Consider the following 16017-nt stretch of genomic DNA (forward strand, 5'->3'; position numbering starts at 1 on the left):
AAAAAAGCGGATAACCTTTCGGTCATCCGCTTTTAATCATAGATATGGGAGTTCTTTTAATCAAGCTTCCATCTAACAAAAGCCTCAATAGCTTCGTATTCTGCCAACCCCAGCTCATTATACAAACGGGCGGTTTCGTGTGTGCGATCTTCGGCCCTCACCCAAAACTCGCGGGCGTCATCCCCCGGGAATACAGGGATGTCCTTCTGCGATTGGTGTTTAAATATAGCCAGGCGTTTACGTTCTACTTCCTGCGGGGATAACGGCACAGCCATTTCAATTTCGTGGATCTCAAACTCGTGCCATGCACCGCGGTAAAGCCAGATCCAGCAATCTTTTGTCCAGTCTTCTATCTGCCGCAGGCGGTTAAAGGCCTCCAGCATTATCTCAAAACATACCTTGTGCGTACCATGCGGATCGGCAAAATCGCCGGCGGTAAATATCTGGTGAGGTTTCACCTCCTGCAGCAACTGCATGGTTTGTTGAATATCATCCTCAAAAGATACATTTTTCTCAAACTTGCTGCGGTCGTAAAATGGCAAGTCCATAAAGTGGATGCGCTGGTCTTTTAAACCCGCAAGCCTTGCGCCCGCAATGGCCTCGCCTTTGCGGATCAATCCTTTAACGGTGCGTATAGCTGTGGTGTCGCTTTGGTTTGGTTTTTTGGTTTTCAGAAACTCAACCATGTTTTTATACAAGCCATCCAGATAGGCTGCATCCTGCGATTGTGATTTGGCAAAATCCATTGCAAATTCTACATAGCGCAGCATCTCATCGTCCCAAACCGCGGTATTACCCGATGTTTGGTAAGCCACATGCACTTCATGCCCCTGATCCGCCAGGCGGATGAAGGTACCGCCCATTGATATTACATCATCATCCGGGTGTGGCGAGAAAACGATAGAACGTTTTACAGCTGGTGTAGCGCGCTCGGGCCGCTGACTGTCATCGGCATTAAACTTGCCGCCCGGCCACCCGGTAATGGTATGCTGTATGTTATTAAATATGCTGATGTTGATATTATAAACCGGCCCAAGTTGGGTGGCCAGCTGTGCCATACCGTTGTTGTTATAATCGTTTTCGGTAAGCTTCAGGATGGGTTTATTAAGGGTTTTGGCGAGCCATATTACGGCTTTTTTGATCAGCATATCGCCCCAAACGCAATCTTTAACCAGCCATGGGGTATCAAAGCGGGTGAGGTCGACAGATGCGTCGCGGTCAATAACAAACTCTACGTTATCTGATGTTTGCAAGTAAGTAGCCGGTACATCGGGCGATATTACACCTTCGATAGCTTTTTTAATGATGGATGCTTTTTTACCATTCCAGGCCATTAAAATAATTTCGCGGGCTTTGAAAATGGTACCAATCCCCATGGTAATAGCTTTGGTTGGCACATTCTCTTTACCACCAAAATCTTTTGATGCATCGCGACGGGTAAGATCGTTAAGGGTCACTAAACGGGTCCCCGAGTTTGGCGCCGAACCCGGCTCATTAAAACCGATGTGCCCGGTACGGCCTATCCCTAAAATTTGTATATCTATGCCGCCGTAACTGTTTATTTTTTGTTCGTAGGCAAGGCAAAACGCCGCTATATCCTGCTCTGCCAGTGTACCATCAGGAATGTTCACGTTGGCCATATCAATATCGATATGGTCGAACAGGTTTTCCTTCATAAAGCGCACATAGCTTTGGGCCGAATCCGGCTGAATAGGATAGTATTCATCCAGGTTAAAGGCTACCACATTCTTAAAGCTCAGACCTTCTTCCTTATGCAGCCTTATCAGTTCTTTATAAACTTTTATGGGCGATACACCAGTAGCCAAACCCAGTACAGCGGTTTTGGCTTCGGCTTGCTTTTGCTTGATGATGGTGCCTATGCGCTTGGCTACATCAAGGCTGGCCTCGTTATCCGTGTCGTATATTTTTACAGGTACTTTTTCGTACCGGGTTTCTTCTAATAAATTAAGTAGCATCTTAGTTGATCTGATTGTTTTGTAAATATTGCTCCCAGGCCCAGGCCGACCGCATCATTTCCTTTATCCCAAATTTCGCCTCCCAGCCCAGTTGCTCACGCGATTTGGTAACATCGCCCCAAACTTTGATGATATCACCGGCACGTCTTTCGCCTATTTTGTAGTCGAGCTTTACACCAGTGGTTTGCTCAAAGGCATTTATCAGCTCCAGCACGGTATAACCTTTACCTGTGCCTATATTAAATACATCATAGTTACCGGTAAGCTTGCCGCTTTCCTGCAATTTAAGGGCTGCGATATGGGCATCGGCCAAATCTACCACGTGGATATAATCGCGAATACAGCTGCCATCCGGGGTATCATAATCAGCACCGAAAACGGTGATCGGACCTCGTTTGCCAATAGCGCTTTGCGTTACAAAAGGCACCAGGTTTTGCGGCACGCCTGCAGGCAACTCGCCTATCAGGGCGGTTTCGTGCGCACCTACCGGGTTAAAGTAACGCAGGGAAATGATCTGTTTTGTTTTATCTGCTTTAGCAACATCCTGTAAGATCTCTTCTGCTATCTGCTTGGTATTACCATACGGCGATTCGGCAGTTTTAACCGGGGCGGCTTCACTAACAGGTAACAAATCCGGCTGACCGTAAACGGTGCACGATGATGAGAACACCAGGTTTAACTTACGCCCTTCAAATGCCTTTAGAATACTGATCAACGAATTAAAGTTGTTCCTGTAATACTTCAGCGGCTCGCTTACCGATTCGCCAACCGCTTTGTGGGCCGCGAAATGGATAACACCTTCTAAACCTTTTTCACTATTAATTAAGGCGGCAGTTTTTGCTTCGTCGCATAGGTCTATGTTATGAAAAACCGGCCTTGTGCCCGTAATTTTTTCTATCTGGTCAAGTATGCCCAGCCTGGAATTATCCAGGTTATCAACTATTATGGGCTCGTAGTTTGCGCGCAGCAATGCCACTACCGTGTGGGAACCTATATAACCAAGTCCACCGGTCACTAATATTTTTGTTTTCATGTGTGTCTATTTCTTAGAACCCGCTATCGTCTAACGCGAAGGTGTTCTTACGCTCTTTCCATTTACCTTTTGTAAAATCAGGGAATTTTTGCGGGGCATTACCCTCTGCAATTGATTTTTCTGATAATGGGGTGATCACGCTCATGGTTAATGAATCGTACACGTCAATTGGTGTTTGCCTTTTTTGTTTAACAGCTTCTACAAACCCGTTAAATACAAACCAGTCCATACCACCGTGGCCTGCGCCTTCCGCGTATTTCTCATACTTTTTCCAAAGCGGGTGGTCGTATTTCTCGAACCATACGCTTGCTTTATCCCATTCGTCGTACTTGGCAGATTTTCCTTCAATGTAAACCGACTCATTCACATCCATCCAGATCCCTTCGGTACCCTGTACCCTAAAGCCTAACGAATAAGGGCGCGGCAAGTGGGTATCGTGGCTTAGCGTAACGGTTTCGCCATTGGCGCAATTGATCATGGTGGTAGTTACGTCACCATTTTTAAAGTTGATCTTAGCGTTTTTATTTCCCGGGGATACTTTGTTAACGTAAGCATTTAAGCCACGGGATTTTGACGAGAACGATACCAGGTTGGTAAAGCTGTTACCGCGGTTAATATCAATATAATTCATTACGGGGCCTGCACCGTGTGTTGGGTAAATATCGCCATCGCGGTCAATATTCCATTGGGTTCTCCACTGTGCTTCGCCCATGGTATTTGGACCAAACTCGCCACCTTTGCCGTTAAAGCTTTTGCCATCATTAAACAAAATGCCACGCAGATCGTGCTGATAACCGCCTTCCAGGTGAATCAATTCGCCAAAAACGTTCTGCCTTGCCATGTTTAAGGCAGCCATTACATCGCGGCGGTAGCAAACATTCTCTAAGGTCATGTAAGGCATCTTGGTTTCTTCATGAACCTTCAAGATATCCCAGTGGTCTTGCTCGCTGATACCGGCAATAACCTCGCAGCCAACATATTTACCGGCACGCATAGCATCAATAGACTGGTCTTTGTGGAACTGCCATGGGGTAGCAATTATAACACCATCAATATCTTTACGCGCTAATAGTTTTTTATAAGCATCCAGTCCGCCGGTGTATTCTACAGGCAGTTTCTTTTTAGCTTTTACAAATTGCTCGCGGCAATATTTCAGCGAGCTTTCCTGTATGTCGCAAATAGCAACTATCTCTACATCATCGCGAAGCAAACCCTCACCGATGTGGTTACGGCCCCGTAGCCCTACACCTATATAACCCAGCCTTACCTTATCTGCATTCTTTGCGAATAATAACCCTGAAGGCAAAATTGTTAAACCGGCCAATCCTACGGCGGTGTTTCTAACAAATTCTCTGCGATCCATAATTTTTAGTTTTATTTTATTGATGATTGTAATTGTTCTGTTGCTAAATTTTTGGCTTTCCCTACTTTATGCCCGCTAACAGCGTAGTAAAGTATAATAAGATATAATGGTATTAAAATAATATTCGAATAGCTTGGATTACCACTTATAATACCCAAGTTATTTTTAGGATCTGATAACAGGCCGTATACCAGCGGGATCACTGCCCCGCCAGATATCCCCATAATTAACAATGACGACCCTATTTTTGTAAACCTGCCTAAGCCTGCTAATGCCATTGGCCATATAGCAGGCCATACTAATGAGTTTGCTAAACCTAACAAAGCTATAGCGGCAACTGAAATATAACCCGCTGTTAACACTGCTACTATCGACAATATTACCCCCAATATTGCTGATATTTTTAAAGCCTTTTCCTGGCTCAAATATTTAGGGATACATGCTATGCCTATAAAATAGCCTGCCAACATGCAGATTAGAGTACCCGTAGTGAAAAATTTTGCTGTCTCTAATGCGATGCCTTGCATGCTACCATAATTAATTATCCCATCGCCTGCGATAACTTCTACCCCTACATAGCAAAACAGCGTTAAAACGCCCAGCAACAAATGCGGGAACTGCAAAATGCTGGTTTTGCCCGTATTATTTATAGCTGTCGATTCATCTTCCTGATCGGTATCAACCTCTGGCAGGCTGGAATAGTAGATAACCACGGCCAGTATCAATAGTACCACCACAATAACAATATAAGGGACGATAACCCGCGATGCCAGCTCGTTAAGCTCAGCAACTTTATCGTTTATGCTCATGGCATCAAGGCGTTCTTTTAACCCATCAACATTTTTGAGGGTAATAGCACCGAGTATGATCGGCGCCAAGCCACCGGCAATTTTATTACTGATCCCCATTATGCTGATGCGCTTTGCAGCGCTCTCGGGCGGGCCCAATATGGTAATGTACGGGTTTGATGCCGTTTGCAATAACGCCAATCCCGAGCCCTGTATGAAGAGCCCTAACAGGAACAAGCCATAGTAGCGTGTCATGGCTGCGGGGATAAATATCAATGCCCCTACGGCTATAATACCCAAGCCGACCGACATCCCCTTTTTAAAACCTGTAACTTTTAAGATCCAGGCAGATGGGATGGCCAGTACGAAGTAGGAAATGTAGAAAGCTGTGGTTACCAGGTAAGCTTCGACAGTAGTTAGCTCGCAAGCCAATTTAAGGTATGGGATCAATACCGAGTTTAACCAGGTGATGAACCCGAAGATAAAAAACAGCATCCCGATAAGGAAAATGGGGCTTACCTTTGATTTGCTGCTATTTAATGCTGCTGTATCTGACATATATTGAAGGGGTTAATGCGTTAAACTGTTTGTGGACTAAAAATTATTTCTTTAAAAAACCTGCTTAAATGAAACTCGGGCTTTTGTGCCTCTATTTTATTCCAGCATAAAAAGTGCGGTTGGGGCAGGCCGTCGCCGCATTTGTAAAAGTTAACCCTGGCTTTGCTTTTTTCTAATAAAAGTGCCGGGTGATATTTGAATACCTTTTTGGGGATGCATAAAGTTAGCTCCCAATCTATATTACCTTCAGCACTTGTTTTAACACGTGTTTGGTGCTTAATGGTCTTTAATAAACTTGCCGGCAAAAATGTGCGCCCGGTTTTGTGCTGCCCATATTGCACCCTGCTGGTGCCTGTACAGTTAAACTCCAGGTTGTAGTATTTTTCATCACCGTTAAAGGCAATAAAAAACTCTACACAGCTATCTTTAAACACCGGGTCGTTAAATTTACTGTATTCGGCTTTCAAAGTATGCTCGGTTACGTAATATTTAAGATAGATATCCTCGTTACCATATGCCAAAGCAAAAGATGCCCGGGGTAATTCCCCGCCTTCTGACCATGGCGCATACTTTATCTGCCTGCGCTCTTGCCCGTCCAAAACTTTTGATATATCCTCTACCGATCGCAGGTCATCGAAACCATTAAGGTAAGGAATATTTACAGTTACCCCTTTATCCATTTAGTATGCGCTGTGTTGTAAGCTATTCATTTCTTTTAATATCGTTTCCTGCATGGCTGCGGCGTTCGCATCCAGTATTTTCACCAGCTGAAACTGGGCCTTTGCCCTTTGCAGGTTATGCCCTTCAAATTTTATTTTAAAGTATTTATCGCCGTTAATATGGTCGGTTAAAAACCTTACCGCCTGCATGTAAGGCAAAAGCAGCGCGCCCTTCATCAACGAATTAACCTCGGCATCTGTCAAAAACCTGGATGCCTCCTTTAAATACCCCTGCACATATGCGTTAAACAATGACAGGTTCAATTGGATCTTGCTGAGGTCGACTTCGTCCTCGGTAGTGGTATTTACAATGGTGCGTATCGCATCGCCAAAATCATAAGCTACATAACCGTCCATCACCGTTTCCAGGTCAATAACGCATTGAGCCTCGTCGTTACTGTTCAGCAATACATTGTTGAATTTTGTATCGTTGTGAATAACACGTTTAGGTAAAGTAGCTACCTGCTCGGGCTGCTGAAAATATTGCATTGAGGAGGCGTATTTAGCTACGATCTCTAACTCGGCACCTACCGATGCAACACGCCCGCCGGCATTATTGGCTACCGCTTCATCTAAATGCTGTAAACGTTTCTGGATGTTATGAAAATCGGGGATCACCTCAAACATTTCGCCTGCCGGGATATCTGATAACATAGCCTGGAACTTACCGAAAGCTTTACCACCTTCATAGGCCTGCTTCTCGGTCTCTACTACGTCATAGCTTTTGGTATCACTTAAAAAGTAGAACATCCGCCAGTAATCGCCTACGCTATCTTTATAAAAAAACTGTCCGCTATCAGTGGGTATTAAGGTCATTACTTCCTTTAACGGGTCGCCATTGCCATACTCCTTCATCTTACTTTTTAAATGCTCGGTAACCCTGCGCATATTTTCAGTAAGCCTCTCCACGTTGGTAAATATCCTGTGATTGATGCGTTGCAAAAGATAATCAGAGCCACCAAACGATACGTTCTTTAAAAAGAACGTATCGTTTATATGCCCCGAACCGTATGGCTTATACGAACTTACATCCGCATCACATTTAAAGTGCGATACCACCTCATCTATGTTTTTAGAACTTTGCACTATACTTTAGAATTATTAATGTTACGTATTAATCCGCACCTTGTGCAGACCGCTTATTATTTTTTTCAGATAACCTGTTAATATACAGACTCATCAGCACCAATATCCACCCTCGAATTTACTATCCTTGCCGCTTTGTCAATATCCAGTTCGCCGGTTTGTAAAGCATAAGTGGGCAACCCGGCATTAACGCAGGCAGATGTATTTGTTAAATGCAGATTAGGACTTGGCAGCGTAGATGAAACAAAACCGGGGGTACCATATGTTGAATTGGCATCGAGCCCAGTACCGGTTTTAAATGCCGCTAACGTTGAATAAGTTGTGCCATTATTGCCTCCCCAATCAAATGTGATATTGGTTGCAACGCCCGATGATGTGTAATATTTGTTGTAATTAAACGTAAGGTTAGTTGAAACATAACCCAACGAAGCAATAACAACAATATTAGACCTTGAATTGATGATGTTATCTATAAATTTAACGTTATCCATATTCTGCATAGAGATCTCGCCTCCCCAGCCGCCTGCAGAGTAATTTTTAAACAGGGTGTTATTGCTTACCGTAGAGTTGATAACCTTACTATTAGGCTGATTAGAACCAATTAGCAAACCAGCTTCGATGTTATTATAGATAAAATTACTGCGGATGTTTATGCCTTCTACCGTGTTGTTGTTGTTCTCGCAACCTACGCTGATTCCTGCATAATTGGCGTGACAGGTGTTACCTTCTATATTGATCCATTTGCCGCCATCCACGTAGATACCACCCGATGTAGCCACCGGCGATACGCAGTTGTAAACCGTGTTATTTTTGATGTTGCCATTGCGGGCGTAATTAACATTGGCCGGTGCACCCGTCCACGAGTAATTGCCAGACATATCCATACCTATATTTTTGATATCATGAATAGTGTTCATTTCTATCAAAAAGTTTTGTACGTTACCTGTTAGGGTTAAACCCTCGCTGTAGCCTGTGTTACAATTAAATATCTCGTTGCTGCCAATATAAATTTCGGTATACGCGGTTGATGTAGACCCCACAATGATAAACGGACTTGCATTATCGGTGCTTGTTGGTATGGCGCTGCCATTGGTGGTCCATCCGATGTTAGATATTTTGCAATAGGTAACCTGTATATCGGTACCATTCCCTACAACATAAATGCCCTTAGCATTTGCCCTGGTATTATTGGTAATACTGATATTATTTATACGGATGTGGCTCCTGCTGGCGATAGCCAGCATCTCGTTTTGTGCGTTGTTGGTAGCGTTTATTCCATCCAGTATAACCACGCCACTGTTGTAATTTGTTAAAGTAATGGGTTCTGCGCTTGATGCACCCGAAGTTGGCCAGTAAAGCCTTTCTTTATAAGTACCTGCTGCCACGTAAATATTAGCGCCAACGCCATTGGTAGTTTTGTACAAGGCAGCCTGGATAGTTTTTAACGCTGTTGCGGCAGATGTACCCGCATTGGCATCATTCCCGGTTGTACCATTTACGTAATAATTAGCTAATGCCGATACCCGTAGTTTGGAACCTGCTTTTCCGTCTTCGTTAGGCAGATCTTTAATTTCATTTTTTTTGGAACAAGATGCTAAGATGAGGGCAAACATTCCGAGTAAGAATAAATTTTTCATAGTGTCTATTGTTTTAAAGTTTAGTTTAGTAACTGTTTAATAACTCAAACACCGGCAGCCTGTCGGCTGCAACTTCCACCTCTATTTTTGTTGGGCCTTTTACTACTTTGCCCAAATCACTTTTCCATTTTCCTTTTGGTAAATAAACCGTTTTGGTATTGCCATTGGCAATCATTGGCGCTACCAGGTATTTACTGCCCAGCATAAACTGGCCCTGTACATTTGTAAAGCCCTGGTTAGGGAACTCGTACTCCATGCTACGGGCAATAGGCTCGCCGGTTGTGGCGGCTGTTTTTACCAGCTGCATAATGTATGGTGTGTACTTAGCCCTTATATCAACCGCTTTTTTTACCGCTGCAAGGTTCTGTTTAGAAAGTACCCGCCATGGCGCTACCGAAAACTGCATCATAGGCATTAATGCCGAGCATTGTGCCGAGCGTACAACCAGTTGCTCATCCAGTTTATCTTTACCAATGAACGACCCATACTCACCGCCACCTATCATATCCGGGCAGGTAAACTGGTAACCCAGTAAGCCTGCTGTGGTTAAGTGCGGTATCAATTTTTGCAGATCTTCCCAGTTGTGTTTTTTATCGCGCAGGCGTTGCACCAATGGTTCGCCGCCCATTTTCCACATGGCGCGGTACTCGTTTAGCGGATAGTATAAACCCAATTCGCCCCAAAGCCTGCTATGCTCGTTTGGTGTTGCTTTTTTGAAGGATAAGGCATTAGGTGGATAAAAATCAGCGTCGCCGGCATCAAACTTAAAGCCATCCAAGTGGTAGGTTTTTACCATATGATCTAAGCGACCACGGAACCATTGCATAGCATCGGGGTTGGTAAAATCCAATACCGCGCTGTAGCCGTTCCACCAGGAAATGATGGCTGGTTTGGTTACCTTCTCCCCTTCTTTGTTAGTCTCTACCTCGCCATCAAGCAATAGCAGCTTTTTATCCTGCAGCTCCCTGAAAACTTCGGTATCCGGTGATACGAACGGACTTATCCAAAGCATCACTTTAAAGCCTAAGCTATGCAGGGTATCTACCATGGCAGCCGCGTTGCTAAATCTATCCGCGCGGAAATCAAACCTGCCATAGTAATCGGCCCAGTTATCATCAATCATAATTACCCCCGGCGGGAAACCATTGTCAATTATCGCCCTGGCATAACTTAAAATATCCTTTTGGTTTTGGTTATAAACCAGCTCTATCCAGGTATTGTATTGCGGTTTACTAAACAACAAAGTATCCGGCAGTTTATTTTTTGACGGGAAGAAACGTTTCGACGCGTTGCTAAATGCCTCGTGCAAGTTTTTTCCGGCCGAATCAATTGTTAACGCGCTTTTCGCGTTGCTGATAACCAGCCTGTTCTTTTCAAACGTAAACTTAAAAGGCTCCTCGCTCCAGATGAACCGGCCTTTGGTAGATATCAGTAGTGGCACAGCCTGGTTGCCACGGGTGTCACCATACATATCCAGATTGTAGCCCTCTTTAAAAGGCATCAGGTGGGCTTCGTTCACCGCGCCGCCGTACCATTTTTCGCCATCTTTAATTGCCACGCTTGTTTGCGCGTAAAGCTGTACACCTGCGGTGCATAACATTGCGGTTAAAAACAAACATATTTTAAAGGCCTTTATCATCTACAGCTTATTATTTAGTTAACTTTTACAGTATGATTTAATTTATTGTACCCGGTAGCAGCTTCCCAAACGTCATTATTAGCTAAACGGATGCTGAACTCCGGCTTGGTAGCGATGCTTGCATAAGCATCCGGCAGGCTCAGTAGCATTTCATAGTCGCCCGCAGGAAAATCATCAGGGATCTTCACGCCTTCGGTAACCTTTACATCTCCCGAATACCATTTCCTTACATCTGTTGCCAGGTCGAACGATTTAACCTCACCACTTTTGGTATTGCGCAGTATCAACTTCACCGTACGTTTGTTATATGGCGATGCGTAGCCCACATTTTTAAGGTTTAGGCTTATGTTCATAACCGTTCCTTTAATGGTATTATCCGGCAGCGCGGCAGATTGTAATACAAAGCGATAACCCAGGTTACGTTTGATGTTATCCATACAGCCCCCATCCTGCCAATCGTTATTAACGGCGGTGTTATAGTGGGCATTAATAAAGCTGTAATGCAGCGATGAAAATTCTGCCTGTGCTTTTCCTGCAGGTTCGCAATCGTTAGAAGGGCTGTAATCGTCAGAGCAGGTTTCGCCACCCACAACTACAAATTTGCTATCAGCTTTAAAGTAATCTTTTAGTGTGTTCAATACCGTACCGTCAGACGTGCGTGGGGTTGAACTATTACCATAATCCTCGTAAGTACCAAAATCATTACTGCTTGCCATAAAGCAATCGTTATGATAGCCCAAACGTGCAATGTCGGTTTCATTGAAGGCGCCGCTCTCGGTTAAAGGGGCCGATGTTAATGGTGCGTTAACGCCATAAATATAACGCTGCTTTAACTGCGGGTAGCGCACCTGTATCATCCTATCGGCAGGTACAGCATCAAGCATGGCTTTGATAACTTCTATCCTGTCTTTCCAATTGTTGTCTGTCAGCTTATGATCCTGGTTACCATTGTTTGATGCATCACCAAAAAAGTCGCTGTAATATTGCTCGCCCCAAACACCTATAAAGCCCAACTGCACACAAGCTATAACATCTGCATTATCGTGCAGGATAGGTTTTAGCTGTGCAATGTGGTTAAGGATAATAGCCTTGGGAGCATCGCCATATAGCGGACAAATGAAACCTTCGGGGCAATTGCCTTGCTTTGCAGTAGTGGTATATACAAAGCGCGGAATAAGTTTAACCCCTGCAGCGCGTGCAGCTTCAAAATCCTTTTTTATATTGGTTAAAAATGTTGCAGATATCGCGGTGTTAACCACATCATCCAAAACATAATACCTGAATACCAGTGTGCTTGATACCTGGTAATTAGCGCTTTCTATAGATTGCGGGGAACGGTATCCTTTCAACTCGTCGGCATTTAATACTGTATAGTTGCTGGAATGCACCTCAGAGTAGCGGTAAAAACCACGTTCCGGATTTGGGAAATCTTCCCCGCTTTCGGTGTAGGTAACGTTTATTTTTTCAACCTTTATAAGGCCTGCATCCCTGTTGTTACACGAAAAAGAAAGCAGTATGGCTGCTAAGGACATGCCCAGGGCATAGCCTGTAAATTTTTTAATCATAATATAATTGCTTTTTAGTAGAGGGTTTTTATTAAAGTTTAAAAAAGATGCTTCGTTTATAAAGCCAATAACATAAGCCCCACTCAGCAACTAAAGTGGCAATTGCCGATATCAGCGCTGTTATATTATGTGGAACATTTAAGAACAGGTGCAGCATATCCCCGGTAAAAATGGCCACTACATGGTTTACCCACTGCATACCTACCGTTTCAAAGAACAGGTAGATAAATATGGCGTTCATACCTACTACGGTGAAGATCCAGGCGTATTTGGTATTACGTTTTACATCAACCAGCCAGTAAACAGCGGCCAGTATCAGCAATACCCACCCTACCGATGCAAATGCAAATGAGCTTGTACTGATGCGTTTGATAATAGGCGTTACGCCCGACAGATCCAGCCCGAAGCCAATGATAAGGGCAACAATACCGGCAATAACCAAAGTCTTTATTTTATAGCTGATGGTTTTGTTTGATATTAACAGCTTACCGGCCAGCACCCCCCAAATGGTATGCGCCGCTGTTGGGATGCAGTTGATGGTTACCCATCCGTCGCCATTTATTTTGCCCATTAGCAGGGTATCAACATACGAACCAAAGTTATGCCCTTCTACAAATGGCTGGTCGAAACCGGGCATCAATACTGTGCGATATAAAACTTCGGTAAGTATTAATAAACCCAGGGCGAAAACCAATTGCCAGGTATATGATTTTTCTATTATCAGATAAGCCACAATGGTTGTGAACGATAATTGCGTAAGCACATTCCAAAGTTCCCAAACCGGTTTACCTGCGTAAACACAGTGCAGGGCCACACCGCATATAAAAAGCTTTAAGCTTCTTATTAATACATGGCGAAGATTATCATTCCAGCTTACGCCCTTATCTAACTTACGGCTGTAAGAAATATACATCGCGGCGCCCGCCATGAACATAAATGCAGGCTGAACTAAATCCCAGAAATGCAGCCCGTGCCATGGATGATGAAAGAATTGATTGATCAATCCGCCCATAGGCTTAGCCGGATCAATGTGCCTTATTGCTTCGTAAAGCATGCAGCTTTCGCCGCAAAGCAGTATCATGATCATGCCGCGCATAACATCTAACGATACTAAACGCCCGTTAGCCAATTGATCAGCAGTTGTATTCTTTATCATAAAGCGCCCCGATATATATTTTTACTTACAGATTGAAACAGATATAAACCAATTAAACCTATTCACTCATATCTAAGAAGAAACTTGACGAGCCTTCATTTGGTGCTGCACCCAGGGCGGCCGACCAATCACTTTTATTGGCCTGAACAGCTATGCGCAAACCTGTACCGGTTAAGCCTTTTAGCTTACCGCGCGCAATACGCATTTCAAATTTCAGCAATCCGCCCTCTTCTTTAACAGTACCCACAGTGTAAGCTTCGGATATGCTTTGCGTGTCCCAGCCCCAGTCGTTTTGGGTAGCCCCACTGAAGTACATTATATACACATCACTAGGCTGGCCTACAAGGAATGGCCCTTCCAATAAAACATCATAACCACCGTCGGGCCAGTTCCCGGTTAACAACCCGGTACCAGGGTTATTGTCCGAATCCAGGTAAATGTCGAATATATCTCCGTTAGATTTTTTGCTGACCATTTCAGTATATAAATACACGTAGTTACCGTCGTAGTCAAACTTCATGGTACGGAACACGCCTTTGCTTGGGTCAACAGTAATCACATTTTGGGTAATCGCATCCCAGTCGGCAAGTGAGTTATCATTAATTTTTACCGGCGATGTTTTGGCTATACGCAATACGGTTGACGCTTCAACACTTTTACCGTTAACTGATGCTGTTAAGGTTGGCACATATTTGCCTTTGCCCGGGTAAGTGTGCGTTGGCTTGGCATCGGTTGATGTTTCGCCATCGCCAAAATCCCATTTATAACCGGTTACACCTTCGGTTTTTACGATAAATGTTACCGTAGCGCCATCAACCTCTACCTCATATTGCAAATCGGTTTGGGCTACATATTTATCTTTTTTACATGAGCTGAATATTGAACTTGCTATAACTACCGACAGCACGAACATGTAAGCTTTTAGATTTTTCATATCAATTTGTATGTTACTGTGTGATAATTAAATTATGGGTTTTGTGTTGCCAACGGATTGCTTAATATCTCATCAATAGGCAGGTAATATATCGTCCTTGGGTTGGTATAAGGAACCGTAATATTTGGATAACCCGCAGGTGTTTTTGACAGGTCGATATCAGTTTCTTTTACGCCCGCCAGGTGATATCCCCAATAGGCTTTGTTCAGCGTTCTCTTGTTACGGAACACATCATAAGTACGGTGGCCTTCAAAAGCCATCTCTATACGTTTTTCTTCTAATACAACATCTAAAGCACTTTTGCCCGCAGGTACAACTTTGTTATATAATGAGCCTTCCAAATTCCGGTTTTTTCTGATCATATCCACATCATCAAGCGCGGCGCCGGTGTTACCCATTTTGGCTTCGGCTTCGGCGCGTATCAGGTACAACTCCGCTATCCTGAACATAATTGGCGAGCTTAAATTTGGCAGCCCTCCCTGGAAAGAGAATTTACTGATGTAATAAACTTCTATGCCGTTTTTCTTTTGTACTACACCATTTCCATCTTTTAGCGGAATAATATATAACCAACGAACATCCTCGGGGTGTGGTGCCATTGCAGCACGTAATGATGATGAAGCAAACTCCTCGCCCCATCCCGAGTTACCATCTGAATAGATCATAGATGCGATAGAACCAAATTTTCCGTAATCATCAACTGCTGTAAATGCAACACAAAAAATGGTTTCGCTGGCTGTTGTGGCATTGGCAAACAGGGCCGGGAAGGTTTCATTAGTGGCTAAAGTAAATTTTCCGGACCCTATCACTTTAGTTGACCATTCAATAGCTTTGGCGTTATCTTCCTTGTAAAGATTAACACGTGCCAGTAACGACCATGCAGCTGCCTGTGAAGCATATTGTGGACCACGCCAGGTCATTAAACCGGCAGCTTTTTCGGAATCGGCAATAACCGAATCATAAACTTCTTTAACGGTAGACCGGGCTTTTTTAGCCGGGTCGGTAAGATTGGTACGGAGAATAATACCCGATGCGTTAGGATCAACCGAATACGGTTTGGCAAATAACCTTACTAAGTTAAAGTGGCAAAACGCACGCAAAAAGTAGCACTCGCCTAATAATTGGTTTGTAGCAGCATCTGTTTTGCCCGATTTTTCAACTGCAGAAATAACCGTGTTTACCCCTGTAATGATCTTGTATGATACATACCAGTAATAGCGAGTGTTACCCTGCGCCGGCGAGTGGCCAAGGTTAAAGCTATAGAACAACGGATCTGTAGTTGCCTGGCCGCAAACAATATCATCGCTGGCAAAGTCGCTCAGGTGATAGAACTGGCGCAGGTACATATTATTTCCATCTACCAAACCGTTAAACTCTATATGGTCTTTAAACAAAGCGTAGGCTCCGTTAAGGGCATTGGTAAGGCCATCGGTGGTGGTAACAATGGTACCGGTACTAATGGCGTCGCTTGGGTTAACATTTAAGTTTTTACAGCTGCTTGCCGCAACCAACACAAGTGTTATAATGGTGAATATTTTCTTTTTCATATACTTAATTTAATAG

At 43.8% G+C, this 16017-nt stretch carries 12 protein-coding genes; all 12 read right to left on the bottom strand.

Features of this window, described 5'->3' with window-relative positions; all coding sequences use genetic code 11:
• Positions 1–56: 56 nt before the first annotated feature.
• Positions 57–1976, bottom strand: a complete 1920-nt coding sequence (nagB, locus tag NPE20_RS21945; protein WP_256540857.1) for a glucosamine-6-phosphate deaminase — start codon at positions 1974–1976, stop codon at positions 57–59.
• 1 nt (position 1977) lies between these two features.
• Positions 1978–3009, bottom strand: coding sequence for a UDP-glucose 4-epimerase GalE (gene galE / locus NPE20_RS21950; RefSeq protein ID WP_256540858.1), 1032 nt, complete (start codon positions 3007–3009; stop codon positions 1978–1980).
• 13 nt (positions 3010–3022) lie between these two features.
• On the bottom strand, positions 3023–4372 hold the full coding sequence (locus NPE20_RS21955) for a Gfo/Idh/MocA family protein (RefSeq protein WP_256540859.1): 1350 nt from the start codon (positions 4370–4372) through the stop codon (positions 3023–3025).
• 11 nt (positions 4373–4383) lie between these two features.
• Positions 4384–5718: a sugar MFS transporter gene (locus NPE20_RS21960; RefSeq protein WP_256540860.1), complete on the bottom strand. Its 1335-nt coding sequence runs from the start codon at positions 5716–5718 to the stop codon at positions 4384–4386.
• 20 nt (positions 5719–5738) lie between these two features.
• Positions 5739–6398 carry a carbohydrate-binding family 9-like protein gene (locus NPE20_RS21965; RefSeq protein WP_256540861.1) on the bottom strand — a complete coding sequence of 220 codons (660 nt, stop codon included), beginning with the start codon at positions 6396–6398 and terminating at the stop codon, positions 5739–5741.
• On the bottom strand, positions 6399–7523 hold the full coding sequence (locus tag NPE20_RS21970) for a phosphotransferase enzyme family protein (RefSeq protein WP_256540862.1): 1125 nt from the start codon (positions 7521–7523) through the stop codon (positions 6399–6401). It lies immediately after the preceding gene.
• 77 nt (positions 7524–7600) lie between these two features.
• Positions 7601–9160: a right-handed parallel beta-helix repeat-containing protein gene (locus NPE20_RS21975; RefSeq protein WP_256540863.1), complete on the bottom strand. Its 1560-nt coding sequence runs from the start codon at positions 9158–9160 to the stop codon at positions 7601–7603.
• 25 nt (positions 9161–9185) lie between these two features.
• Positions 9186–10760 carry a glycoside hydrolase family 31 protein gene (locus NPE20_RS21980; RefSeq protein WP_256540864.1) on the bottom strand — a complete coding sequence of 525 codons (1575 nt, stop codon included), beginning with the start codon at positions 10758–10760 and terminating at the stop codon, positions 9186–9188.
• Between the two features lie 53 nt (positions 10761–10813).
• Positions 10814–12364 carry a DUF4832 domain-containing protein gene (locus NPE20_RS21985; RefSeq protein ID WP_256540865.1) on the bottom strand — a complete coding sequence of 517 codons (1551 nt, stop codon included), beginning with the start codon at positions 12362–12364 and terminating at the stop codon, positions 10814–10816.
• A gap of 31 nt (positions 12365–12395) precedes the next feature.
• Positions 12396–13520, bottom strand: coding sequence for an acyltransferase family protein (locus tag NPE20_RS21990; RefSeq protein ID WP_256540866.1), 1125 nt, complete (start codon positions 13518–13520; stop codon positions 12396–12398).
• A 58-nt stretch (positions 13521–13578) separates the two neighbouring features.
• Positions 13579–14454 carry a PKD domain-containing protein gene (locus NPE20_RS21995; protein WP_256540867.1) on the bottom strand — a complete coding sequence of 292 codons (876 nt, stop codon included), beginning with the start codon at positions 14452–14454 and terminating at the stop codon, positions 13579–13581.
• A 32-nt stretch (positions 14455–14486) separates the two neighbouring features.
• Entirely contained in the window at positions 14487–16001 is a 1515-nt protein-coding gene (locus tag NPE20_RS22000) for a RagB/SusD family nutrient uptake outer membrane protein (RefSeq protein WP_256540868.1), read from the bottom strand.
• Positions 16002–16017: the final 16 nt, after the last annotated feature.

The sequence above is a fragment of the Mucilaginibacter aquariorum genome (genome assembly GCF_024498135.1).
Lineage (GTDB): Bacteria > Bacteroidota > Bacteroidia > Sphingobacteriales > Sphingobacteriaceae > Mucilaginibacter > Mucilaginibacter aquariorum.